Source organism: Shewanella loihica PV-4 (assembly GCF_000016065.1).
GTDB lineage: Bacteria > Pseudomonadota > Gammaproteobacteria > Enterobacterales > Shewanellaceae > Shewanella > Shewanella loihica.
The window spans coordinates 2,498,507-2,522,962 of the sequence record NC_009092.1 but is presented as its reverse complement, the minus strand read 5'-3'; the positions used below and the strand labels follow the sequence as shown (position 1 = coordinate 2,522,962).

The 24,456-nt window shown below is 54.5% G+C and carries 16 protein-coding genes; 5 read left to right on the top strand and 11 right to left on the bottom strand.

Annotated features, from left to right (window positions below):
• The first annotated feature begins 18 nt into the window (after positions 1-18).
• Positions 19-948 (top strand): universal stress protein, encoded by a 930-nt coding sequence (locus SHEW_RS11250; RefSeq protein WP_011865967.1) that lies wholly within the window; start codon positions 19-21, stop codon positions 946-948.
• A 199-nt stretch (positions 949-1,147) separates the two neighbouring features.
• Here SHEW_RS11250 and SHEW_RS11245 read toward each other — a convergent pair whose 3' ends face one another.
• The 4 genes from SHEW_RS11245 to SHEW_RS11230 form a co-directional block, all read right to left on the bottom strand.
• On the bottom strand, positions 1,148-1,468 hold the full coding sequence (locus tag SHEW_RS11245; protein WP_011865966.1) for a YdbL family probable chaperone protein: 321 nt from the start codon (positions 1,466-1,468) through the stop codon (positions 1,148-1,150).
• A gap of 21 nt (positions 1,469-1,489) precedes the next feature.
• The gene (locus tag SHEW_RS11240; RefSeq protein ID WP_160290154.1) at positions 1,490-1,633 is read right to left on the bottom strand and encodes a YnbE family lipoprotein; all 144 of its coding nucleotides are present in this window, start codon (positions 1,631-1,633) and stop codon (positions 1,490-1,492) included.
• A 183-nt stretch (positions 1,634-1,816) separates the two neighbouring features.
• Complete coding sequence (locus tag SHEW_RS11235) at positions 1,817-5,740, bottom strand: intermembrane phospholipid transport YdbH family protein (protein WP_011865964.1); 3,924 nt, start codon at positions 5,738-5,740, stop codon at positions 1,817-1,819.
• Positions 5,741-5,936: 196 nt separating this feature from the next.
• Positions 5,937-6,791 carry a D-hexose-6-phosphate mutarotase gene (locus SHEW_RS11230; protein ID WP_011865963.1) on the bottom strand — a complete coding sequence of 285 codons (855 nt, stop codon included), beginning with the start codon at positions 6,789-6,791 and terminating at the stop codon, positions 5,937-5,939.
• Positions 6,792-7,042: 251 nt separating this feature from the next.
• On the opposite strand from SHEW_RS11230, the gene SHEW_RS11225 reads away from it, so the two are divergent.
• Positions 7,043-8,833 carry an acyl-CoA dehydrogenase C-terminal domain-containing protein gene (locus tag SHEW_RS11225; protein ID WP_011865962.1) on the top strand — a complete coding sequence of 597 codons (1,791 nt, stop codon included), beginning with the start codon at positions 7,043-7,045 and terminating at the stop codon, positions 8,831-8,833.
• Between the two features lie 112 nt (positions 8,834-8,945).
• Here the strand turns inward: SHEW_RS11225 and SHEW_RS11220 are convergent, their stop codons facing one another.
• From SHEW_RS11220 to SHEW_RS11210, 3 genes are all read right to left on the bottom strand, one after another.
• Positions 8,946-9,548 (bottom strand): DUF938 domain-containing protein, encoded by a 603-nt coding sequence (locus SHEW_RS11220; RefSeq protein WP_011865961.1) that lies wholly within the window; start codon positions 9,546-9,548, stop codon positions 8,946-8,948.
• Positions 9,549-9,671: 123 nt separating this feature from the next.
• Complete coding sequence (locus SHEW_RS11215; protein WP_041407201.1) at positions 9,672-11,750, bottom strand: bifunctional 2',3'-cyclic-nucleotide 2'-phosphodiesterase/3'-nucleotidase; 2,079 nt, start codon at positions 11,748-11,750, stop codon at positions 9,672-9,674.
• Between the two features lie 311 nt (positions 11,751-12,061).
• Positions 12,062-14,242: a M3 family metallopeptidase gene (locus tag SHEW_RS11210; protein ID WP_011865959.1), complete on the bottom strand. Its 2,181-nt coding sequence runs from the start codon at positions 14,240-14,242 to the stop codon at positions 12,062-12,064.
• 263 nt (positions 14,243-14,505) lie between these two features.
• Here SHEW_RS11210 and SHEW_RS11205 point away from each other — a divergent pair, with 263 nt between their 5' ends.
• Both SHEW_RS11205 and SHEW_RS11200 read left to right on the top strand, forming a co-directional pair.
• Positions 14,506-16,242: a dipeptidase gene (locus tag SHEW_RS11205; RefSeq protein WP_011865958.1), complete on the top strand. Its 1,737-nt coding sequence runs from the start codon at positions 14,506-14,508 to the stop codon at positions 16,240-16,242.
• Positions 16,243-16,362: 120 nt separating this feature from the next.
• Complete coding sequence (locus SHEW_RS11200) at positions 16,363-17,934, top strand: methyl-accepting chemotaxis protein (protein WP_011865957.1); 1,572 nt, start codon at positions 16,363-16,365, stop codon at positions 17,932-17,934.
• Between the two features lie 83 nt (positions 17,935-18,017).
• On the opposite strand, the gene ggt is transcribed toward SHEW_RS11200, so the two are convergent.
• Complete coding sequence (ggt, locus tag SHEW_RS11195) at positions 18,018-19,748, bottom strand: gamma-glutamyltransferase (protein WP_011865956.1); 1,731 nt, start codon at positions 19,746-19,748, stop codon at positions 18,018-18,020.
• 118 nt (positions 19,749-19,866) lie between these two features.
• On the opposite strand from ggt, the gene SHEW_RS11190 reads away from it, so the two are divergent.
• On the top strand, positions 19,867-21,234 hold the full coding sequence (locus SHEW_RS11190) for a GNAT family N-acetyltransferase (protein ID WP_011865955.1): 1,368 nt from the start codon (positions 19,867-19,869) through the stop codon (positions 21,232-21,234).
• Between the two features lie 40 nt (positions 21,235-21,274).
• Here SHEW_RS11190 and SHEW_RS11185 read toward each other — a convergent pair whose 3' ends face one another.
• The 3 genes from SHEW_RS11185 to SHEW_RS11175 all read right to left on the bottom strand — a co-directional run bounded on the left by SHEW_RS11185 (position 21,275) and on the right by SHEW_RS11175 (position 24,311).
• Positions 21,275-21,892 carry a LysE family translocator gene (locus SHEW_RS11185; protein ID WP_011865954.1) on the bottom strand — a complete coding sequence of 206 codons (618 nt, stop codon included), beginning with the start codon at positions 21,890-21,892 and terminating at the stop codon, positions 21,275-21,277.
• Between the two features lie 126 nt (positions 21,893-22,018).
• Positions 22,019-23,059 carry a 4-hydroxyphenylpyruvate dioxygenase gene (gene hppD / locus SHEW_RS11180; RefSeq protein WP_011865953.1) on the bottom strand — a complete coding sequence of 347 codons (1,041 nt, stop codon included), beginning with the start codon at positions 23,057-23,059 and terminating at the stop codon, positions 22,019-22,021.
• Positions 23,060-23,150: 91 nt separating this feature from the next.
• Complete coding sequence (locus SHEW_RS11175; RefSeq protein WP_011865952.1) at positions 23,151-24,311, bottom strand: homogentisate 1,2-dioxygenase; 1,161 nt, start codon at positions 24,309-24,311, stop codon at positions 23,151-23,153.
• Between the last annotated feature and the right edge of the window lie 145 nt (positions 24,312-24,456).

Here is a 24,456-nt window from a genome sequence, read left to right as displayed (position 1 = left end):
CTAGGTGAGAGCAAAGTTATGGATAGCTATCAGAGACTTTTAGTGGTTGTAGATGAACACGATTTCAGTTTAAAGGCCGTTTCCCGCGCCGTGTATTTGGCCAGTAAAACCCACGCGGCAATCATAGTGATGATGTTAGAGCACAGCCATTTCGTCAATCGTCTAGTGGACACCTTTGAGGCCGATGGCAACGAGGGGCAGACCCAACCCCTGACCAAGGAGCGTAAGCTGAGCTGCCTAAACGCCTTTATCAGTCAGGCCGCCCAATCGGGGCTCTCTATCTCCAAGGCGTCTATCGCCTGTCATAGCAGCGACGATGTGCTGCAGTTTTGCGACGACTTCAAGGTGGATGCGGTGATCTTAGCCGCCTCGCGCCATAAGCTATGGAACTGGCTGACCATCAAACCGCTGGATGTGCGGCTGATCCGCGAGTCTTCCCGCCCCGTGGTGGTGGTTAAGGATCATCTGTGGCAACCCGGCGGGCACATTCTCTCTCTGGTTGAGCCCTGCGCCGATGATGTGACCCACAGGGCGCTCAATGACGCGGTGCTGCAGACTTCGGAGCATTTCTCTCAGCTGCTGGCGGGGGATTGTCATCTTATCGATTGCTACTATGGCGAGACGCCAAGCATCTCCTTCCATCAGGCGCTGGCCCCTGCCAATGATGAGAACTACCACCTGCAGAAGATGTCTAGTTATTCCAGCCGCTATCACCTGCAGCCAAAGGGGGCGGCGGTGAGTAATCATCACCTTCATCTGGCCAAGTCACTGCCGGAAGATGCTATCGAGTCCTTAGCCAAGGAGGTGGATTCTGAGCTGGTGATCGTCGGCGATACCGGCAATGGCAGCATGTTTTCTAACATGTGCGGCCATGTGGGCGAGCAGGTGATCGACAGGATCCAGTGCGATCTCTTGGTGGTCAAGCCTCAAAGCGCTCATGCCATCTAGCTCTTATGCGCTGAATGAGCCACTGTGAGAGTAGGTGGTTAGTCGGTTAGATAAATGAGAGTTAAAGAAACCAATAAGCGACGCATTAGGCGTCGCTTATTGGTTAGGCACTCATCATAAATTGAGGGGAACTAGCAGCCAGGACTATCAACGGCGACTTTTTGCTCATCTATTTTTACCCCATCTATTCTTTGACCATTTATTTCTTGACCCATTTTCCTTGGGGAGTCTGAATGTAATGGCCCTTGGCGGTGGCCGCTATCGCCTTCTCGGCGGCTAGCTTGGCCACATCATCTACGCTGATCTGATTCTTGCGGGCGATCTTTTCGTAGTGCGCCTTACGCTTGGCGTTGACCGACTTGGCCAGGGCGCTGGCTTCACTATTGTTGACCACCACACCTAGATAGCCGTTGATCTGTTCGCCCACTAATCCTTGCGCCTTGGCGTCTTGCAACGAGATGGCGAAGGCATTGAGGCTGAGAAGAAGTCCGGCCATGAGGAGGAGTATTTTGCTTTTCATTAGGATCACCTTATACCTTGATTAGAAGAGTTCATCGTTGTTGATCAGCTCATCGAGCTCTTTATCCACCTTAATCTTGATCTCATGTTCAATCTTAACGTTAAGGTTGATAACGATAGGCTTCTCAGGTGGCTCTATCTTGACCGTTGGCGTGCAGCCGCCCATGAGCAGCACGGCGGCCAGGCTCAGGGTTATCGTCGGCAAGGTTAGCAATTTCTTCACAGTGCTTCCTTAATCTGGTTGAAAATTCTATTGGCTATGGTCTTAGTGTAGATCCCTAAGATGACCATAGGCTGAACGTTTGCTTTTGTCGCTGGCTATGACTTTTATGTCGATGCTTGTGCGAAATTAGTTGGCCATGGCCCGCTCGATTTCGCTTTGCAGTCTATCACCGATTTGTAAACTCTTGAGTAGCTGCAACATATTTTCTTCCTGAGCGTAGTTTAAATGGATAGGACGTTCAATATCTTTGGCCCGTCCCTTCACCTGAACTTTTAACAGGGCATCGCCGTTGGGGGCCATGTCGAAACTGCTCGATAGCTGGGTGTAGTGCAGCTCCTCCAGCGCCGAGAAGGCGAAATCGAGATAGGGTTGCGACAGGCGCATCTGCAGCACCGCCGGATTGTCATCCACCTTGATGAGGCCACCGGGGGCCCGCGCCGCGAGCTGCCCATTGGTGATGCTCACCTGACCATGTTCGAGCTGCACCGGCAGCACGCCATCGAAGATGCCATCGGCATAGATGCCGGTTTGGGGCTGGGCGGCGAGCAGCTGCTCGAGATCTAGCCCCTGCAGCACCAGATAGGCGGAGGAGGGGGCGCCGAGGTTCAGGTTAAAGATAGGCAGTAAGATCTCGCCTCCCAAGGTGTTGGCCCTGGCATCAAGCTTCACATCGGCGCCGCTGAGAGCCAATTCAGCACCTGTTTGAGCACCTGTTTGAGCTCCGGTTGCAGCTTCCGTTTCGCCTTGGGTCAGATCTAGCTCGAGCTTAGCGTGGGCGTTTATGTCGGTGATCAGCACCCCTGGATTGAAGGCGGCGACCTTGAGTGACAGCGGCTCACAGGCAAGCTTTGCCGTTTGAGAGTTAGGCGCTTTGACACCATCTAACTGGCATTGACCAGTAAACTCGGCCTGCTCGAACGGCAGGGCGTTATAGCTACCCTCACTGAGCTTGACCTCTGGTATTAAGGCAAAGGCAAAGTCCATCTTATCGCCCAGCCAGTTGAGGCTATGCTGGCTGGTGAGATTGATATCGCCGATTAAGGGATTTTCCAGGCTTGCTCCCTGCATACGCATCAATCGCTTCATCAGCTCGTTGGCATCACTTTCTAGCGTGAGTTCTCCGGTAAGCAGCCTGGGCTTAAGCGATTGAGTCAGCCCAAGATGATGCTCGCTGTAAAATGGCAGGCCATCCAGGTTCCACTTTTCTTTGGTTGTCAGCCCGTAGTGCCCATTCGAATCGCCGGCTAATTGGATCAAAATTTTTGATGGCTCAGATACAGGCCCTGAATAGGACTTAGTGCCTGAGCTGCCAGAAGTTTGCAGGGCACCTTGCCAATGCAGCGACTGACTCAGGCTGGCGCTGGGGAGTTTAATTAGCGTCTTGCGGCGTAATTTATTGAGGCGAACACTCTCCTCGCTCACCTTAAGATTGGTCAGTTGGTAGTTCGCCTCACTCTGCCAGGGGAAGGCTAACAGTGCATCTGGCGACAGTGACAGCGTCGACTGTGATAGTGTTGACTGAGATAGCTTCGCCGCGGCGCTTTCTGTTCCTGTAATTGTGTCAGTCTTGGTGGCTTTTGGCGTTAGCGCTATGCTCTGGGTGGCAAGGCTTAACTCATCCAGGTTGACCCGAGTGGTTTTAACTTGAGTTGTTTTAACTTGAGTGGTTTTAACCTGGGCTTGAGCCTGTTCTTGGCCCTTTCCCTGAACGGCTTTTTGCTCGCTGGCGGCCAGCGCAATAACCTTTAACCCGACGGGCGGGAGCACCAGTGCTTGCGCATCGAGGCGCAGTGGCTCTGCGGCTTCGAGTACAAATTCACTGGCGGTAAGTTCACGCTCCAGCGGCTTTGCTGCTCTCTCTGTTCTGGAGGCGTCTGTTATGGAGATCTCAGCCATTGAAGCCTGTGGCAGCGTCAGACGAGGGGAGTGAGTGACACTCATAAAGCTAGCTAACTCGACCAGAAGCGGCCTGCCTGGGCTAAAGGTAAAATGACCTGCGCCAAAACTCGTGCGAGTCTGCTCGCTGGTTAGCTGTGCTTTTGGCTCTTTGTTAGCCATCTCCTGAATCGCCGGCCAGCTTAGATGATGCCCATTGATCGCGACTTTTAGCCCTTGCCAGTCAAGGTTTAGCTTAAGTTCTGGCCCCTTTTCGAGGCTGAGATTGAGTGGCGCCGGAATTTCTGTGGTGATTTGGCTAGCGCCCACCTTAAGGTCTCTATGATTAAATTCGGGTTGCGCTAGGTTCAGCTCGCCCGCCAGGGTTAGATTGAGAGTGCTATTTTTTTGCGAATCATTTGTCGAATCATCTGTCGCATCTGCTTGTTTGGCATCTAGCTCGCCTTCTAGCTGTAGATTGGCTTTTGCAAGCGTGAGGCGGTTGTCTATGTCTGTTTTATTCTTAGGCCGATCCTGACAGCCGGTGCCTGTCTGTGGATAGGGCGGCAGGGTTAGGCACAGCGGCTGTTTAAGCGCTGCATCAAGTTGCCAGTTGCCGGTGAGCTGCCAGGCCGAAGTCGGCTTCGATTCAGGATCTTTTTCTAACCTGGTTTCTTCTAGCCTAGCCTTTTCGAGCCTGGCTTTTTTAAGCTTAGCGGCGAGCACTAATCCCTGAGTTTCAACCTTGGCGGTGAGAGCTCCTAGCTGCAAGTCTCCATCTTGGAGCGAAAAATCGAGCGCATCTTCACCATTCATCTCTTGGCCAAGCACCAGAGAGAGCTTGGTCGTATGTTCATCGGCTGAGCGCTGGTTTGGAGCTCGCATATCTGGCGCCTGCTTATCATGTACCTGCTTATCATGTGCTTGCTCATCTAGAGATTGGGCCTTAAGTGCCGTGAGCAGGGCGGCGATGGACTCTGATTCACCTGCCAGTTCTCCAAGCTGCTCCAGCGTTGTGCTGCTGGTGACCAAAGTTGGCGACAGCGTGAGATGCAGATCATTTAGGGGGCCATTGAGTCCAAGTATCATGCTCTGACTGGACTGAGCCTGGATGGATCTAGAATAACTTGACTGAGCATGACTTGATTGAGTGAGATAAGCGCTTTCTTGTTTAGCTTGCGCCTGGCCCGTCACGGTAATGCTTAGCTCTGGCGATAGCGTCTGGCCACCTAGCCGTTTTAGCTGAATCTTGAGCCAATCAAATTCATGGCTAGAATGCAGTACGCCCTTGATAAGGTCTAATTCGCCGCGGGAGCTGAGGCTGCCACTTAGGGTAAAGATTTCGGTTAAACGCTGGTTAACATCTTGCAGGGCCGTGACTAATGCAGGTGCCTTTGAAAGGCTAGGCGCCTCTGAAACGCCAGACGCCTCTGAAACATTAGATGCCTGGTGCGCAGGAGACGTGTCTGGCTTTGGTTCACTTTGGCCAGCTGAGGTGAGCATGCTGAGCTCGCCAATGAGGCGGCCAAGGGGCTCGAATTCGAGGCGGCTATCGATTTGCCAGCGGGTCTTCTCGAGTGTCGCCGCAAGGCTCAGCAGAGGCGCCTGATAGAAGCTGAGGGCGCCGGTAAGCTGACCTTGATTATCCAGGTTAAGATAATCCAGCTTGAGGCCCAAGGGTTGCGTCTTTAAGGAGCTAGCTTGTTTGCCTAACAGGTTGAAACTGACTTCGCCCAAGGCGATCTGCGGCAGGGCGCCCAGGTTGAGGGCGCTGCTGGCGCCTGATGCTTGCTCACGACCTAGATTATCGAAATAGTCCTGGCTCAGTGACACCTCGGCGCGGCGCACCGAAAGCGAATCTATCTGGGTGAGACCCATTGGCGCCGATAACCAGTCTTCGGCGAGTGTAAGCTCAAGATCGTCGAGTCTGACCAGGTTGCCATCGACCTTAAGCTTCGCCATGGGCAGCTTGAGCGCCATCAGATCGCTGGAGCTTAAGCGCAGACTTTCTATGCTAATGCCAGCATTAGCCAGATAGGGATTGGCGAGACGTTTAACCAGGTATTCCAATTGACTCGCCACTAGCACGAGGAGCAGCAGCAACAGCAGTAGGGACATCGCCATGGCGCCGGCTATCCATTTTATGCTGCGGGAGGTAAAAAAGCGTCGCGACATCTGTCCCTGTCTCTGATTATTTAGCGAAAGTTGCTAGCGCTGGTTACTTAAGGTCTAAATGATTGAAACTAACCTTTCCATTTTAGCGCTCTTGCCAGTAAAACCAATGACCAATAGGAGAGAACGGCTTCGATGCATCGCTAGTTTACCTGGCTAAAGAGGGCACCTTATTCACCTGGTGCCCAGAATCTCATGTTTAGCCCTGAGGTTGCCAGCGGATATGGGTGCTCAGGGTATGAGACTCACCCGGCGCCAGCTCGACCCTATCTTCTAATACATTAGCGGCCTCGAGGCAGACCATGGTGAGATAATCCTGATCGTTAAAGCGCGACAGACGCTTAGATTTCTCTATCCAAGGATTCCACAGCACCGCCGATCGGCTGTTTTCGCGGCGCACCTCTATGATCCCCTGTGGCGTATGCAGTAACTGGCAGTCGCCAAGCTGGGTGTAGACACGGTCTGTTTCCCGGTCAAAGTGCACCTCATCGCCCTCCTGCTCGAAGGGGCCTTCGCCAAACTCGATATAGCGGGCGCCGCTAAAGCCGCTGGCCTTAAGCTGATGAATATCTTCGATAGGGAAGTAGGTGTGCAGCGCCTGGGTCAGATTGAACGGCGCATTACCAAGGTTGGTGTTGACCAGGCTGACGCTTAGGCTATCGCTTAAGGTAAAGATGAGCTCGACCCTGCTCGGATGCGCCCAGTACTGCTTGTCTTCATCGCTTACCGTCAGGCTAAACTTGAGCTCCACCACCTGATCCTGCATCTGCACCGAATCTAAATTCCATAGACGGGTACGGGCAAAACCGTGTTGCGGCCACTGAGGGTTCTCATGCATGCCAAACCAGGGCCAGCAGACAGGGATGCCGCCACGGATGCCACTACCCGGCTGATAGTCGTCGGCGCTAGACACCCAGAGCAGCGGGGCTTGGCCCTTAGGCTGAAACCTGTCTATCTGGGCGCCTTGCATGAAGATGCGCGCCTGACAGAGATCGGTATCGACCTCGACATATTCGAGTCCCTGGGGATGTTTTTTTACGGTTACAGAACCCATAAATGCTCCTCACGAGTTAAGCCGGGCTGGTCATTTAGCTGATGACCTAGCTTACAGAGTTTTCGCGCTAAGCTGTAGTATGACCTTGATTGTTTTTAGGCTTTTTGACGATTGAAATAAAACAGCCGAGTTTAAGGGCTGTATTTTTGAGCAGATTTGGGTAAAGTGGTCGGAGCACTATAGTTGAGCGAGCGCTAATGTCCCGGCTAGCGCCTGTTCGTTTTGGGTTTCGACAAAAGAAGGATTAAGGAATGCCAATCTATCAAGCTCCACTGCGCGACTATCAGTTTATTCTCTCCGAGCTACTTAACATCTATGGGCGCGATGACCTTCAGGGATTCGATGAGATCGACGCCGAGCTTACTGACGCCATTCTTCAAGGGGTCGCCGACTTCACCACAGAGATCATGCTGCCGCTCAACAGCCAGGGCGATACCCAGGGCTGCCAGCTGGTGGATGGTCAGGTGCGCACCCCCGAAGGCTTTAAAGACGCCTATCAACAATACGTAGATAACGGCTGGGCGACGCTCACCAGCGACCCAGAATATGGCGGTCAGGGTCTTCCCGAATGTATCGGGGTGTTTGCTACCGAGATGAAGACGGCGACCAACATGGCCTTTGCCATGTATCCGGGCTTAACCCACGGTGCCTATGCGGCGATCCATGCCCATGGCAGCGACGCCCTCAAGGCCAAGTACCTCGAGAAGCTGGTGTCGGGTGAATGGACCGGCACCATGAACCTGACAGAGGCCCATGCGGGCACGGATCTGGCACTGCTGCGCACCAAGGCTAAGCCGGTGGGCGAAGACACCTATGCCATTAGCGGTGAGAAGATCTTTATCTCATCTGGCGATCACGACCTGGCCGACAACATAGTGCACCTGGTGCTGGCGCGTCTGCCCGATGCGCCCGATGGCGTGAAGGGGATCTCTCTGTTTGCCGTGCCCAAATATCTGGTGAATGACGATGGCACCTTAGGTTGCCGCAACGGTGTCGAGGCCAGTGCCCTTGAGCATAAGATGGGGATCCACGGTAACTCTACCTGCGTCATGGTGTTCGACGGCGCCATCGGCGAGCTGGTGGGCGAACCCCATCAGGGGCTGAGGGCCATGTTTACCATGATGAATGAGGCGAGACTAGGCGTGGGCGTGCAGGGGCTCGGGGTCTCTGAGATCGCCTATCAAAATGCCCTGAGTTACGCCAGAGAACGTCTGCAGGGGCGCGCCTTAAGTGGCGTCAAGGAGAGCGAGTCACCGGCCGATCCGATTCTGGTTCATGGCGATGTCAGACGCATGTTGATGGCTCAGAAGGCCTTCAACCAAGGCGCCAGAGCCCTGATGGGTCAGCAGGCACTTTGGCTCGACGAGTCTCACCGTCATCAGGACAAGGCCAAGGCGACCATCGCGGCCAAGTTAGCGGCGCTTTTTACCCCAGTGGTGAAAGGCTTCGTGACCGATCAAGGCTTTAAGGCCTGTGTCGATGCCCAGCAGGTCTATGGAGGCCATGGCTATATTCACGAGTGGGGCATGGAGCAGTTTGTGCGCGATAGCCGCATCGCCATGATCTACGAAGGTACCAACGGCGTGCAGGCGCTAGACCTCGTTGGGCGTAAACTGCTTGCGGATAAAGGGGAGGCGCTGGGGCTCTGGTCTGAGATGGTTAAGCCGTTCGTGGCCAAATATCTCGAAGATGAGGCGCTGAAACCTTACCTGATGCCGCTGATGGAGGCCACGACCGATCTCGAGAAGGCGACCCAGTATATCGTCGCCAACGGGGTGAAGAATCCCGACATCATAGGCGCCGCCTCCATGGGCTATCTGCAGATCCTGGGTATAGTGGCTCTGGGCTGGATGTGGGCGCGCATGGCGGTCAAGTCTCAACAGGCCATGACGGCGGGCGAAGAGGAGGCATTCTACGCCAACAAGCTAGTGACGGCGAAATTCTATATGAGTTACTGGGCGCCTCAGACTAGGAGTATTCGCTATCAGATGGAGCGTAGCTGTGAGCTGCTGACTCAGTTACAAGACAGCGATTTCGACTAGGCCAGATTCGATTCGGCCAGATTCGAATGGGCAAGTTAGGATTGAGCCAGATTCGATCTAGCAAGAAGGGCCGTAAGGCCCTTTTTTAATGCCTAGGCACCAGGAAAGAGCGTTAACGTGAAAAATGCAGCAGCCGATTATTGGCGGGCATGGCGTGGTCGGCCTCTAGGCTTAGGCCAGCCGTGTTGGCTAGATCCATTATCCATTCTATGTCGCGGATGCCACTGTGGATGTTGCGATGCTTGAGCCAGATATCGAACTGGCGATTGCTGTCGCTGGTGTATTGGTTATTGTAGTTGAAGGGGCCGTAGACGCAGAGGCTGCCAGTCTCGCTGAGGTGGCGATCAACACCCCTGAAGAAATCAGTCACCATGGCCTCGCTCATGATGTGCAGCGTGTTGGCGCTGAAGATGCCGTCAACCTCTCCCTGGGCCAGGGGCCAGGGGGCGGTGACATCCAGGCTAACGGGCGGCGCGATGTTATCGCCGCCCTGCAGGGCGATTCGCTTCTCGAGCGGCGCGATAAATCGCGGCTGATCGCTGGGGCACCAAGTGAGATGGGGCAGGTGAGCCGCAAAGAACACCGCATGCTGGCCTGTGCCGCTACCTATCTCTAATACCTGCCGTGTGGTCCTAAAGCTCTGTTGCAGTACCGCTAGAATAGGCGCCTTGTTGTTTTCGCAGGATTGTGAAAAGGGCAGTTGGCTGAGAGACATAATGCATGTTAATTGTGGGCAGTGAGTGTCAATCTACGATATTTCAGCGCCTGTTCGCAAGCCAATAAAAAAGCGCCCGCAGGCGCTTTTGGCTATTTAGCTAAGATGCTCATTACAGAATGATCATTTCGCGACGGGATCGCTGGTCAGATCGATGCGGTAGATGGCAAAGCCAAGGGCATCTGGCTCGGCCAGCTTTTCCATCTTACGCAGCTGGTTGTCGCTGATGAACTTGTCGGCCTTGTCGCTGTTCTGAGTCTCAAAGCGGATGTCTAGCGCCACCTGAGTGTTGATGGTCTTGAAGTCCCAGTTGTAGTCGGCTCTTGGGTCGACCATGCCATCATAACCACCTTGATCGTTCGGCTTGGATTGCGCTGTGATATAGGCGGCTAGGGCCTCACGGTTAGTGTCTGGTAGCTCCATCACCACATACTCTGAGCCCGTACCGGCAAACTTGCCGCCGAAGGCGCGGTAGTTGTTAGAGGCGACGATAAACTCCTGGGCGCTTAGCGCATCACCGGTTAACACCTCGCCTGTTGGCGTGGTGTAGGCCAGATCGACTATACGCTGGGCGTTCTCGTTGCCAGCAATAACGGCGCAGTCACGGTCAAACTTGCTAGGCTGAGTGACATCTATCTTATAGGTCACGCCGTCGATCACATCGAAGTTGTAAGTCGGATGGCCATTCCAGTTGATCAGCGACTGAGGCTCGCTTGAGTTAGGGTTGATCTGGTTAAACTGGTTGGCACTACACTCTAACCAGTCTTTCAGCTCGACGCCTGTGATCTTCACCGCCACCATGGTATTAGGGTATAGGTAGAGATCGGCGGCGTTCTTAAAGGTCAGATCGCCGGCATCCACCTGCACGAACTGAGAGGCATCGGCCTCGGTGGCGTGACGCCCACCCGCCTTGAAGGGGGCCGCTGCCGAGAGGACTGGGATCCCCTGCAGCGATTCGGGTAGCTTGGCGCTCACCTGGGCAATCTGTGCATCCGAGACGATTTGTACCGTAGGATCATCCTGTACCAGCGTCAGGAAGCTATACATGTCCGCCGCGGCGACACCTATGGGCTGATCCACGAAGGCCAGGGTGCCTTGATGCTCGAGCTCGACCGCATCGTGAATATCCTTGTCGGCGTCCACCAGGGCAACCTTGTTGGCGCCATCATAGATAGGACGCGCCTCGGTTTGGGCATCGGTTACCGACCAGGCGCCATCTTTGAGGGTCAGTTTAAGATCCACCACCCCTAAGTTGTCGCCCCAGCGGCCCGGCATGACGGCGGCTACACCGTTGAGCAGACCCTTCTCCACATCGGTATTGGGCAGATCGGCATAGTTGGCGTGTGGGAAGATAGAGTGGCTATGGCCGAACATGATGGCATCGATGCCTTCGACATTGGTGAGGGCGAAGGTGGCGTTCTCAGCCATGGCATCGCCTGGGTTTTCCGTTGAGCCAATGCCAGAGTGGGGGATGGCGATGATCACATCGGCGCCCTCGGCCTTCATCTTAGGCACGAACAGCTTGGCGGTCTCTATGATATCTTTAGCTTCGACCTTACCGGTCAGATGCTGCTTGTCCCACAACATGATCTGTGGCGGCACGAAGCCAATGTAACCTATCTTGATGGTGTGTTCACGGCCCTGGGTGTCGATAACCACTTTTTCCTTGATCAGGTAAGGGGTAAACAGGTTGTCGCCTTTCTTGATGTCATTCCAGCAGTCATCGGCCGCGCAGTAGACGTTGGCGTTGATATAGGGGAACTCGGCGCCGCTGAGGGCCTTCTCAAGAAAATCCAGGCCATAGTTAAACTCGTGGTTGCCTATGTTGGCCACCTCATAGTCTAAGGTGTTCATCGCCTTGTAGGCTGGATGGACATCCCCTTCCTTGAGGCCGATCTTGGCCATGTAGTCGCCCATGGGGCTGCCCTGAAGCAGGTCACCGTTATCCACTAGCACGAAGTTAGTTGCCTCTTTACGGGCGGCGTGGATCAGGCTGGCGGTGCGCGCCAGGCCTATGGTGGGATCGACCTTAGACTGGTAGTAGTCATAGTCCATGATATTAGTGTGCAGATCTGTGGTTTCCAGTACCCTGAGCTCCACGTTTGCCGAGGTGATCGTATCCTCATCATCGTCGTTCCAGCTACAGGCGGTGAGTCCGATACTCGATGCGATAACCACGGCTAATAGTTTTTTATTAAACATATCCATCAATCTCTATTAATTATTGTTTGACCCCGAAGCCGCTGTTAATTTCAGTTTGGCTTCATTTGTGCGGCAAGGCCTTGGTCAGGCTTATTTTTAGCCTGCTTAACCCCGAGTGCCGCCTGGCGAATTATAGAGAGATGAAATGTAAAAACTGTGACAGTAAGCGACTGTTTATGTGACAGTTTGTATCGACTTGCTATGAATCGGTGAACCCTTGAGCAAGTTGCGCGGGAATTGCGCAATCTCGCGGTTTGACGGGATAAAAAAAGCACGCCGGAGCGTGCTTCTTGTCGATTGACGTGTGCTGCTTACTTGGCGAGCAGGCCACGACTGCGAAGCAGCGGCTCGATGCCCGCTTCCTTACCGCGGAACTGCTTGTAGAGCAGCATAGGATCTTCGCTGCCGCCTTGAGACAGCACGTTGTTTCTGAAGGCGTCGGCGGTTGCCTTGTCGAAGATACCGTTCTCTTTGAAGGCCTCGAAGGCATCGGCGCCCAGGATGTCAGACCATAGGTAGCTGTAGTAACCGGCCGAGTAACCACCCGAGAAGATGTGTGAGAAGTAGGTGCTGCGATAGCGCGGCGCGATCTCCTCAATCAGGCCCATCTTGCTCAGCGAGTCGGCTTCAAACTTGGCCGCATCCTTAGGCTCGAAGTCGCTCAGGGTGTGCCAGTCGAGATCCAGCTTGGTGGCCGCCATATATTCAACCGTGGCAAAGCCCTGGTTGAACTTGCTGGCCGCTTGGATCTTCTCAACCAGCGACTGAGGGATCACTTCGCCCGTCTTGTAGTGTTTGGCAAACTGCGCCAGTACTTCTGGTTGGGTCATCCAGTTTTCCATCACCTGTGATGGGAACTCTACATAGTCACGTGGTACCGAGGTGCCGGCCTGTGAACGGTATTCGACGTCCGACAGCATGGCGTGCAAGGCATGACCAAACTCGTGGAACAGAGTGCTGGCCTCATCGAAGGTGAGCAGCGCCGGCTCGTCGCCGACTGGACGTGGGTAGTTGAGCACGTTGACGATAATCGGCTTAGACTCGACCCCATGCATTCTGTACTGCTTGCGATAGGCGTTGGCCCAGGCACCACCACGTTTGCTGTCGCGAACATAGTAGTCACCCAGGAAGATCGCCATCAGCGAGCCATCTTTGTCATACACTTCCCAGGTACGCACCTCGTCGTTGTACTTAGGCAGGTCGGTGCGCTCTTTAACTGTGATGCCGTAGAGACGGTTGGCGGTGTAGAACACGCCTTTCAGGGTGTTTTCCAGTGAGAAGTATGGGCGAGTTTCCTGCTCGTTGAAGCTGTACTTGGCCACACGGATCTTATCGGCATAGTACCACCAGTCCCAGGCCGCCAGCTTGAAGTTACCGCCTTCGGCGTCGATCAGCTCCTGCATCACGGCGACTTCTGCCTTGGCTTGACCAAGGGCTGCCGGCCAGACCTTATCTAATAGACCATAGACATTTTCAGGGGTCTTGGCGGTGCGCTCTTCCAGCACGAAGTGAGCGTGACTCTTATAACCCATTAACTGGGCGCGCTCTGCGCGCAGGGCCGCCATCTGAGCCAGGATCTTCTTGTTGTCGTGGGCGTTGTTATTGTTGCCACGCTCAACGTAACCCTTGTAGATCTTCTCACGCAGCTCGCGGTTGTCGGCGTAGGTGAGGAAAGGGGTGATAGATGGACGCTGGGTGGTGAATACCCATTTGCCCGGATGACCCTTCTTCTCGGCGGTTTGCGCGGCGGTGTTGATCACATCCTGCGGCAGACCTTTGAGATCGGCGGCGTTGTCTATTACTAGCTCGAAGGCGTTGGTTTCGGCCAGTAGGTTATCGCCAAATTCCAGGCTCAGCTTGCCGATCTTCTCGTTCAGGGCTCTGAGTTTAACCTTGTCGGCATCGCTCAGGTTAGCGCCGCCGCGGGTGAATGACTTGTAGGTATCTTCCAGTAGCTTCTGCTGGGCGGTATTAAGCGCCAGGCTATCGCGCTGGTCATATACGGCTTTGACGCGCTTGAACAGCTGGTCGTTAAGCAGGATGTCATCACCGGCGGCAGACAACATAGGAGAGACCTCTTTAGAGATCGCCTGTAGCTGCTCGTTGGTGTCGGCACTGGTCAGGTTATAGAAGACGCTGGCCACCTTAGTGGTGAGATCGCCGGCAAATTCCATGGCTTCGATGGTATTGGCGAAAGTAGGGGCCGCCGGGTTATCGATAATGGCCTGGATCTCAGCCTTGTGCTGGGCGATACCCGCCTTGAAGGCCGGCAGGTAGTGCTCTGGTTTGATCTTGTCGAAATCTGGCATACCCAGGAAGGTATCGTAGGGCTTGAAGAAGGGGTTGCTGGCGTTGTTGTCTATGATGCGCTGCGCGACCGCGTTGGGTGCGACTTCCGCTTGCTGGCTGCTACCTTGCTGGGCGCTACAGCCGCCTAAGGCGATGGCGAGTGCCATGGCCGACACGATTGGCTTGAGGGTCAATCCCTTCATAGTTAAATTCCCCGATGATTGGCTTGTTTTAGGCCGCGATCTGGCGTCACGACTCGTTAAGCGGCCAAAATGACCGCAAATATCTGCGCTTAAATTGGCTTAAGCGGCGACATTAAACTGCTCATTATCAGGTTTCTGACGGTTAAATCTATCGATTTTGTGTTTTGTTTGTAACAAATGTTTTGAGTTGGCTGTTTTTGCACCCTAGATGCACATAAATGTGGCAAAATGCGTCAATTCGACGTTAAAAATGATAATAACAGATGACTCTTAAACTCTCCCTTAAAGCCGCCGGCGCCTTCAGTCTATTGCTGTGCAGCGGCTTAACTTTTGCCACCTCTCAAGCCGATTCACATCTTAGTGCCCAAGGCGATTCAGCTGTAAGTGCTAAACCCCCTCTACAAGCCGCGCCTAAGATCTCGGCCCTGGCCGACCGAGTGGCTCAATATGCCCTTAATACCTATGGCGATGAGACCATCTCCGCGCTATCGACCCTGATCCCCTTTAAGACGGTGGAAACAGAGGGGATGACCCCCTTGACCCATCCCGAATTTATCGGCTTCAAGGCGCAGTTAAAGTCCCTGAGCCAGAGCCTGGGGCTGGATTACAGCGATCAAGGCTATGTGGTGCTTATCGGTCTGGGGGAAGGGGAGCAGAAGCTTGGGGTGATCACCCACGGCGATGTGCAGCCCGCCGATGCCAGTTTCTGGCAGCAAGACCCCTTTACCCTGGACAGTCAGTCACAGCCAGGTTTTTTGATTGGTCGCGGCACCGAAGATGACAAGGGGGCGATAGTCACCGCCATGTATGCCATGAAGGCGATCAAGGACAAGGGCCTAGCTTTAAACAGGCGCATCGAGCTGCTGGTCTATCTTGCCGAAGAATCGGATTGGGCGCCGCTGAAGGCCTTTTTGACCGACTTTACCCCCGCCGATATCAATATCACCATAGACGCCGAGTACCCGGTGGTGACCGCCGAGAAGGGCTGGAGTGAAATTCGCCTGACTATTCCTAAGATGCCCAAGACGCCCAAGATGCCCAAGATGCCTAAGAATGGTAAAGCAGCCTCTAGCGCGTCGGCCAGCCTAGATGGTTTTTCTGGCGGTGCCTTCGACAGCCAGGTGCCCCAGCAGGCGGTGGCCAAGATCTCTGGGCTAGATAAGAAGACAATCGCTGCGCTTAAGGATAAGGCCAGCGCCCAGCAGGGGATGAAGTATCAATTTGAGCAGACATCATCTGAGGGCCAAGTTAACGGACAGCTGACCATCACTGCCGAGGGCAAGTCGACCCACTCTTCTACGCCCGAGGCGGGGGTCAACGCCGTGACCCATCTGGCCGAGCTGTTGAAGGGGATTCATTTTGCGCGTAGCGAGTCGGCGATGACGGCGAAGTTTATCCAGCAGATGGTGGGGCTAGGGCTCTATGGCGAGCAGTTTGGCGATATCGCCTATGAAGATGATTTTATGGGGCCCATGACCCTGGCCGCAACCCTGGTGAAGCCAAATGATCAGGGCACAGAGATAGTGCTTAACCTAAGACGCCCCGTGGGCAAGACGCCCGAGCAGCTGGATCTGGAAACTCATCAGGCACTGGAGGGCTGGCAGGCGCAGCACCAGGTGTCGCTTGAGGGGATCGAGACCTATTGGGGCGAGCCTAAGTTGATGGACAAGGCGCCGCATCTGCAGACCCTGCTGTCGGTATTTGGTCACTTTACCGATACGCCATCGCCAAGGCCTGTGGCCATCGGCGGCTCGACCAACAGCAAGCTGTTTCCCAATGCACTAAGTTTTGGCCCCGCCATGCCCGGCGTCGAGTATACCGGTCATAGCGAGCACGAGTTCATCACCAAGGCGCAATTTATGCTCAATCTACAGATGTATACCGCCGCTTTCGTCGAACTGGCTGCATCGACAGAGGAGTTATCTGAGCAGGCTAAGCAAGGGACTAAGCAAAAGACTAAGCAAGCGGCTAAGACCGGGGCGCAGCGCACCAGCGATTAAGGCTTGCAAAATAACCTGACTGTTTTTAAGGTAATTTAGTCTTTGTTGATAATTATCAATGACTTTTTAATTGCGTTAGATAAGCATAGCTAACGTCTTTGTACCCAGAAGAACAATAATATGAAAAATAACCAACCTGTCACTCAGAAAGAGAAGGTGTTTGCCGCCGACACAATCTTGTTGTCGACCACAGACCTTAAGGGCAAGATCAAATACGCTAATGCTGGTTTTACTCAGGTGTCTGAGTTTACCCAGGATGAACTCTATCGCCAGCCCCACAATATTGTGCGCCACCCTGACATGCCGCCGGCGGCCTTCGAGTCCATGTGGTCTCGCCTCAAGCAGGGCAAGCCCTGGATTGGCATAGTGAAGAATCGCGCTAAGTCGGGGGATCACTACTGGGTCAACGCCTATGTGGCTCCTGTGTTCGAAGGCGGCCAGGTGCACGAATATCAATCAGTGCGCAGGAAGGCCACCCAGGCGCAGATAGATAACGCTCAGGCCCTCTATGGCGAGCTTAACGCCGGTAAACGGCCCCGTGCGCTAAAGGCGGCGCGCCTCGGTTTTGGCAAGCGTTTGGGCTTGGTCCTGCTGCTGAGCCTTGGCGTCGGCGTCGCGCTCGCCGGCTATTCGCCCCTGCTGGCACTGCTGCTGGCAACGGGCCTGGGACTTGGTGGGCTCTCTCTGATCTTAAAACCCTTTAATGCCCTGGTGGAACAGGCGAGCGGCATCATAGACGATCCGCTGGCGACCGCCGTGTACTGTGGTCGTCAGGATGAGCTGGGCAAACTCAGCTTCGCCCTGCAGTATCTGCTGACTGAAACTGGCGGCGCCGTGGGACGCATGGCGGACTCGGCCGAGTCGATACAGGAACTCAGTGTCAGCCTGAATGAGACCATCAGCCATACCCGGGATCGCGCCGACAGTCAGAGCCAGCAGACCAGTCAAGCGGCCACCGCTGTGGAGGAGATGAGCGCCAGCTTTAACGAGGTGAGCCAGAATATCCAGCATGCGGCCGAAGAGATGTCGATGAGTCATGAGGCGGCCGAGAAGGGCCATGAGCTGCTGGTCGAGGTGATCCAGGCCATCAAGGGGCTGCATCAGGAGGTGAGTAACTTCTCCGCCGTGGTGGCCTCTATTGAGCAGGACAGTCAGGAGATCAACGAGGTGCTGGAGGTGATACGGGGTATCGCCGAGCAGACCAACCTGTTGGCGCTCAATGCCGCCATCGAGGCGGCCCGCGCGGGTGAATCGGGCCGGGGCTTCGCCGTGGTGGCCGATGAGGTGCGCCAGCTCTCCAGCCGCACCAGCGAGTCGACCAGCCATATCGAGGCGATCGTCAGTAAGTTCAGAGACAGCACGCTAAAGGCGAGTCAGACCATGCAGGCGGGTCAGCGTCAGGCTCAGCACTCAGTAGGCTTGGCTCAGCAGGTGGATGCCTCCTTCGAGGAGCTGCGCGCCTCTATCGATAAGATCAATCAGATGAGCGATGCCAACGCTGCTGCCATGAGCCAGCAGACGGCGGTGGCCAGCGAGATCAGCCAGTCGATTCAGCTGATCAACGAGCTAGCCCTGGCCAGCCTGAGTCAGACCCAGGCCGCGGCAGAGCGGGGCGGTCAGGTGGAGCGGCTGTCGGCCAAGACTCATCACCTGTCACAGCAGTTCTGGCGTCAGAGTCTGCGCATTAAGTGATAAAACATTGAGTAGCAATATTGAGTTAAAAAAAAGGGAAGCTTAGCTTCCCTTTTTTGTGGGTCATTCTAGTGCGAATGATACTAGTAACCCGCTGTCGCACTGCCGGCGCGGCGAGGATCTGAGGCGCCAAACAGGCCTTCGTCGGTGATCATGATCGACTGGGTCGAGCCCATGGCATCTTTGACGCTGACCTTGTGGCCTCTGGCTTCCAATAGCGAGATGGTGTCGCGATTGAGGCTCTTCTCCACTCTCAGCTCGTCGGGCAGCCATTGGTGATGCACCCTGCTAGCGTAGCTGGCTTCGGCGATATTGAGTCCATGATCGATCACATTCATGATGATTTGTAGTGTGGTGTTGATGATGCGTGACCCACCTGGGCTGCCGGTGACGATGAAGGGCTTGCCGTCTTTCATCACTATAGTTGGGCTCATAGAGCTGAGGGGGCGCTTGCCGCCTTCGACCGCATTGGCATCGCCGCCGATCAGGCCATAGCCATTAGGTACGCCGGGTTTGGCTGAGAAATCGTCCATCTCATTGTTGAGCAGAATGCCCGTGCCTTCGGCCACCAGGCCCGAGCCATAGCTGAAGTTGAGGGTGTAGGTGTTGGCCACCGCATTGCCCCACTTATCGACCACAGAGTAGTGGGTGGTCTGTGGGCTTTCGTAACCTGCGAGCTTGCCCGGAGCGATTTCGCTGCTTGGGGTGACGCGGTTGATGGCGATCCCCTTGGCGCGGGACTTGGCATAATCTTTACTGATGAGCGCTTTCACCGGTACCTCAACAAAATCGGGATCCCCCAGATATTCGCTGCGATCGGCATAGGCGCGTTTCATCACCTCGGCCATCAAATGCAGGGTGTCGGCGGTATTATGGCCTAACTTGGCGATGGGGTAAGGCTCGAGCATGTTGAGCATCTCGATAATATGTATGCCACCGGATGAGGGGGGCGGCATGGAGATCACCTGGTAGCCGCGATACTCGCCCTGGACAGGTTGACGCTCGACCACACGATAGCCTTTAAGATCATCTAAGGTCATGATGCCGCCGGCCTGGGTGACGCTGGCGACTATCTTCTCGGCGGTTTCGCCCTCATAGAATCCCTTGCTGCCTTGGGCCTTGATCAGCTTGAGTGAGTGGGCCAGCGCCTTTTGGCTGAGGGTGTCACCTATCTCGAAGTTGCTGCCATCTGGGCGATAGAAGATCGCCTTGGAGCTTGGCCACTGAGAGATGCGGCGTTTAAGCCCGGCAAGGGAGGTGGCGAGATCCGGGGTGACTGTGATGCCTTGCTCGGCAAGCTTGATGGCGGGCTCGATCACCTGGGCCATGGTCATGGTGCCATATTTCTTAAGGGCCAGTTCCATCCCCATGACGGTGCCGGGTACGCCTACAGCCAGGCCATGTTCGCGGCTGAGCTTGGCGACCGCATCACCCTGCTCATTAAGGAAGATGTCCTTGTGGGCGCGTTTGGGGGCAACCTCGCGATAATCGATGGCGACCGTCTTGTTGCCCTCGGCCAGATGCACCAGCATGAAACCGCCACCGCCTATGTTGCCGGCCCTTGGCAGGGTGACCGCCAGGGCAAAGCCGACGCCGACCGCCGCATCGACCGCGTTACCGCCTTGCTTGAGAATATCGACCCCGACTTGAGTGGCTACGGCCTCCTGGCTGGCCACCATGCCGTGCTTGGCCCAGATGGGCTGCACAGTGGCGCTGTGGCTATAGATGGAGGATTCGGTGGCCTGGGCAAACTGACCTGCGACGAGCGGCAGGCTGAGGCTGATGGCAAAGAGTAAGGTTTTTATTGGACGCACACGGGTTCCTTAATGATTAAAGTAATAAAAGTTTTGCAATGAATACGCGCGTTAAGAGTAAGAAGAGTGATAAGAATATTAAGCGTGTTAAGCTACTGAGTCAGTTCTCTTGGTTTCAATGTGCCGATTATCACTGCTGAAATCAAGCCATCTTTTTAAGGAGCAGCTCTTGGCGGCATCATATTCGATTCAGTGTGTTAGTCAAATCGCTATCCTGGGGGCACCTCTGTGGAATGCCCTGATGGCGGGCGCGAACAGGCAGGATCAGAACGGACCGGCTAACCCCTTTTGTCGTTATGAGTATCTACATGCCCTCGAGCTAAGCGGCTGCGTGGGGGAGCAGACGGGTTGGCGACCCATGCATCTTGTGGTCAGCGAGGCCGGGCAAATAGGGGAGAATAATCAGGCGAGTGCTCAGGGAGGTGACAGACAGATTGATCCCAGCAAGGTGCTTGCCGTGATGCCCCTCTATCTCAAGGGGCACTCCTATGGCGAGTATGTGTTCGATTGGGCCTGGGCCCAGGCCTATGAGCGCCACGGGCTCGAGTATTACCCTAAGCTGGTCAATGCTATCCCTTTTACTCCGGTAACGGGGTCGCGCATCGGCTTTAGAGTCGATCTGTCTGAGGCGCAAAAAGCGGGGCTTATCGGTAAAATTGGCGAGCATCTGGATTTGCTCACCAAGGCCTGCTCGGCATCGAGCTGGCACAGTCTGTTTCTATTAGAAAGCGAGAGGCAGCCCTTGGTGAGTAAGGGGCATCTGCAGCGCCTCGGTACTCAGTTTCACTGGTTTAATCGAGATTATCAGAGCTTTGATGACTTTCTCTCGAGGCTTACCAGTCGCAGACGCAAGTCGATCCTCAAGGAGCGCCGCGCCATCACAAAAGCTGGGCTGAAATTTCACTTCATCGACGGGGCCGAAATCACTGAAGATGAACTTACCCATTTTGTGCACTGCTATCAGCGCACCTATTACAAGCGCTCCGGCCATCAGGGCTATTTGAATGCCGCCTTCTTCAGCGCTGTCGTCAAAAACATGGCCGATAAGGTGCGCCTCTTAATGGTAGAGCGCCCGCAAGCTAACAAGCTAGAAGCTCAGGCAGGGAGTGACGCCAGGAGTGAGGTCGGGAGCGCGCAAGAAATCGAGCCCATCGCGGCGGCGCTCTATTTCGTCGGTGGTGATTGCCTCTATGGCCGTTACTGGGGGGCTCTGGAGGAGATAGAGGGGCTGCATTTCGAGACCTGTTACTACCAGGGGATAGACTATGCCATCGCGCAGCGGCTTAAGAAATTTGATGCCGGCGCCCAGGGAGAACACAAGGTGCTCAGGGGCTTTGAGCCTATCCCCACCTATTCGATACACGAGATCTTACACGGTGATTTTCGCCGCGCCATTGCCGATTTCATCGAGCAGGAAGCGCGGGCGGTGAAGATCTATATGAATGAGCTTGAGGCTATCTTGCCCTTTAAGCGTGAGGGCGACTAACTAAGTAAGCTAAGTTAACTTAGGTTAAGCCTAGCCTAGCTTAGCCCAATGCCAGCCAGAAGCCGACCCCTATCATCAAGGAACCCGCGATGCGATTGAGCCACTTGATGTTATCGCCCTTCGCCAAAAACAACTTGAGCGACTTGCCGCCGCTAGCGTAGGCCAGCATGCTGACAAACTCTGTCATCATGATGATCATCAGTAGCAGGCTCAGCTGCGGCGCCACCGCGCGCTCCACATCGATGAAAGGCGGCAGCAGAGAGATCATAAAGGCCCAGCCCTTGGGGTTAGCGATGGCGGTGACAAAGCCCTGTGAGATCAAGGCCTGGTTGCTGATCTGCGTGCTCTGATTGTCCAGGCTCGCCATCTTGCCCTTGGCGCGCCACATCTGTATGCCGATATAGCCAAGATAGGCGCCGCCGACCCATTTGAGCACCTCGAAGATCTGCGGATAATTTAGCATCATGGCGGCGACTCCCATCACGGCGGCAACCGCCACCAGGGCCACTCCGGCCAGCTCGCCTATCATCATCCACAAGGTGCGGCGCACCCCTATGCTCATGCCGAGGGTCATCGCCAGTGTCATACACATCCCGGGTGTGATGGAGACGAAGAAGAAGGTGGGCAGAAAAACGGCAATAAGAATATGATCTGACATCTTGTGGTGCGATGAATGAGTGACTAGGCAGGCTAGTGTAGTGATTTATCGCCTCGCTGCAAAGCAAAAAAAAACCAGCCGATGAGGCTGGTTTTTAGTGTCACATTGCTCTGTATGAGCCAGTGTTTAGAGTACGCCGCGACGCACCTGGTCACGCTCGATTGATTCGAACAGTGCCTTGAAGTTACCTTCGCCGAAGCCCAGGTTGTTCTTACGCTGAATGATCTCGATGAAGATAGGACCAAACAGGTTCTTGGTGAAGATCTGCAGCAGATAGCCGTCCTCGTCACCGTCCACCAGGATCTGGTGATGCTTGATGCGCTCTCTGTCTTCGGTTACCTGTGGCAGCTTATCGAAGATGGTGTCGTAGTATTCAGGGATGATATCCAGGGTCTGAATCGAGCTACCTTCCATCGCATCCAATGAGGCAACGATGTCGCGGCTGCGGAACGCCAGATGCTGCACGCCTGGGCCGTCGTATTCTCTCAGATACTCGTCGATCTGGTTTCTGTCGTCGCCTTTACCTTCGTTGATTGGGATGCAGAAGCTGCCATCGGGTGAACGCAGGGCATAAGAGATCAGTGCCGTCTGCGAACCCTTGATGTCGAAGTAGCGTACCTCGGTAAAGCCGAAGATATCTTTGTAGAAGTTCGACCAATGCTCCATGGTGCCTTTGTAGACGTTGTTGGTCAGGTGGTCGACTTCGATAAAGCCTTTCTCTTGTACGATTTCTGGGTTTTCAAGATCGACAAAGTCGGTGGCGTAGATGTTGTTGTCCGCGCCGAAGGTGTCGATAAAGTAGATCAGGCTATCGCCGATGCCGTAGATGGCCGGATAGGGCAGGTCTTTCACCTCATCACCTGCAGGCTTGGCGCCACGGGCAACCGCACCCTCGAAGGCGAATTTGGCATCTTCTACGCGCCAGCCCATAGAGCTGATGGCAGCGCCGTGCTTCTTGGCAAACTCGGCAGAGAAGCCGCTCTTCTCGTTGTTTAGCAGGAAGTTGATGTCGTTTTGCTTGTAGTAAACGATATCTTTTTGCTTATGCTTCTTCAGCTTAGAGAAACCAAAGTCGATAAAGACCTTGTGCATAAAGTCGAGATCTGGGGTGCAAAACTCGGTAAATTCGATGCCCAGTAATCCCAGTGGATTTTGTTCGCTTGCCATGTGAGTATCCTCGTTCAATTTGTTACAACCACAGTCACTCTTTGGTGACTTGTCTGGCTATTCATTGTGATTCGGTGTGTACCGAACGGTATTAGTCTTCTAACCAAGAGCGGTTGTAGTCTTTACTCATGCAACCTTGTACATGTTGGGTTAGCTGCAGTGGGGCGAAGGTATCGACCATCACTGCGTATTCATAGGTCTCTTTCTTGCCGACCGAGGCCTCGGTGCGGCCAGGTTGTGGTCCGTGTGGTACCCCTTTCTGATGTAGGGTCATGTAGCCGGCCTCGATGCCGGTGCGGCTCATGAAGTCGCCGTCGACATAGTAGAGCACTTCGTCGCTGTCGATATTGTTGTGGTAGTAAGGCGCCGGGATAGACTGGGGATGGAAGTCGTACGGGCGCGGCACAAAGTTACAGATAACGAAGTTGTGGGCGGTAAACACCAGATGATCCGACGGCGGCAGGTGGATCTGACCTACCTTAGGGGCGTAATCCTGAATGTTGAAAGCCCAAGGGTAGACACAGCCGTCCCAGCCCACGAGATCGAAGGGATGCCACTCAAGCTGTGTCAGCTGATACTTGTCACCAAATTTACAGACCAAGGGGAAGGCGCCTTTCTCGACCACGGCTTCTTGCAGGCTAGGAACTCGGATGTCGCGCTCACAATAGGGAGCGGACTCCAAAAGCTGTCCGTACTCGTTTCTGAAATGCTTAGGCACCTCCACCATGGAGAAGGCTTCGATAACAAACAGGCGAACCTGGCTGTAATCGTCAAACTTAAGCTGGTAGGTGGTGCCGCGCGGGATAACCAGGTAGTCCCACTTTTTCACATCGAGCACACCATATTCGCTGTAGAGCTTGCCCTGGCCCTCGTGGACGAAGATCACCTCGTCGGCGTAGGCGTTGCGGTAAAACTCTTCGGTCGCCTCGGTGACCTTGGCGCTGTACATGGCCACGTCGTTATTAAAGAAGATCTTGTTGCGCGCCGAGTAGAAGTTACCCTCGCGGTCGGCCAGCTTAGCGTCCAACTTATAGTTCTGAATCAAGGTGTCTTGCCAGGTTTGGCCGTGATTGACCTCGAACGGGCTCACCTCTAATGCCTTGGTCGGCATGTTGTGGTGATACTTGTTGGAGTAGATATTGGAGAAGCCATGGGTGGAGAAGAGTTCTTCCCGGTAGAGTTCACCATTCTCTTTCTTGAAGGTGATGTGGCGTTTATGGGGGATCTCCCCCTGTCTTACATAAAATGGCATGGCTTCTTTCCTTGGGTGCTTTAGCGGGCACACTTATGTTTATGTGATCTAAGTAACAATTTAGTTGCTGGCATGAACAAAAAAAAGAATAATAAATAGCTTAACTCAATCTAAATTTTAGATGGTTGTCTTTTGTTTACGCCGA

Excerpts from the sequence above, each read along its gene's own strand:
- SHEW_RS11250 (WP_011865967.1), top strand. The coding sequence starts at position 19 with ATGGATAGCTATCAGAGACTTTTAGTGGTTGTAGATGAACACGATTTC.
- SHEW_RS11245 (WP_011865966.1), bottom strand. The coding sequence starts at position 1,468 with ATGAAAAGCAAAATACTCCTCCTCATGGCCGGACTTCTTCTCAGCCTC.
- SHEW_RS11240 (WP_160290154.1), bottom strand. The coding sequence starts at position 1,633 with ATGGGCGGCTGCACGCCAACGGTCAAGATAGAGCCACCTGAGAAGCCT.
- SHEW_RS11235 (WP_011865964.1), bottom strand. The coding sequence starts at position 5,740 with ATGTCGCGACGCTTTTTTACCTCCCGCAGCATAAAATGGATAGCCGGC.
- SHEW_RS11230 (WP_011865963.1), bottom strand. The coding sequence starts at position 6,791 with ATGGGTTCTGTAACCGTAAAAAAACATCCCCAGGGACTCGAATATGTC.
- SHEW_RS11225 (WP_011865962.1), top strand. The coding sequence starts at position 7,043 with ATGCCAATCTATCAAGCTCCACTGCGCGACTATCAGTTTATTCTCTCC.
- SHEW_RS11220 (WP_011865961.1), bottom strand. The coding sequence starts at position 9,548 with ATGTCTCTCAGCCAACTGCCCTTTTCACAATCCTGCGAAAACAACAAG.
- SHEW_RS11215 (WP_041407201.1), bottom strand. The coding sequence starts at position 11,750 with ATGTTTAATAAAAAACTATTAGCCGTGGTTATCGCATCGAGTATCGGA.
- SHEW_RS11210 (WP_011865959.1), bottom strand. The coding sequence starts at position 14,242 with ATGAAGGGATTGACCCTCAAGCCAATCGTGTCGGCCATGGCACTCGCC.
- SHEW_RS11205 (WP_011865958.1), top strand. The coding sequence starts at position 14,506 with ATGACTCTTAAACTCTCCCTTAAAGCCGCCGGCGCCTTCAGTCTATTG.
- SHEW_RS11200 (WP_011865957.1), top strand. The coding sequence starts at position 16,363 with ATGAAAAATAACCAACCTGTCACTCAGAAAGAGAAGGTGTTTGCCGCC.
- SHEW_RS11190 (WP_011865955.1), top strand. The coding sequence starts at position 19,867 with ATGTGCCGATTATCACTGCTGAAATCAAGCCATCTTTTTAAGGAGCAG.
- SHEW_RS11185 (WP_011865954.1), bottom strand. The coding sequence starts at position 21,892 with ATGTCAGATCATATTCTTATTGCCGTTTTTCTGCCCACCTTCTTCTTC.
- hppD (WP_011865953.1), bottom strand. The coding sequence starts at position 23,059 with ATGGCAAGCGAACAAAATCCACTGGGATTACTGGGCATCGAATTTACC.
- SHEW_RS11175 (WP_011865952.1), bottom strand. The coding sequence starts at position 24,311 with ATGCCATTTTATGTAAGACAGGGGGAGATCCCCCATAAACGCCACATC.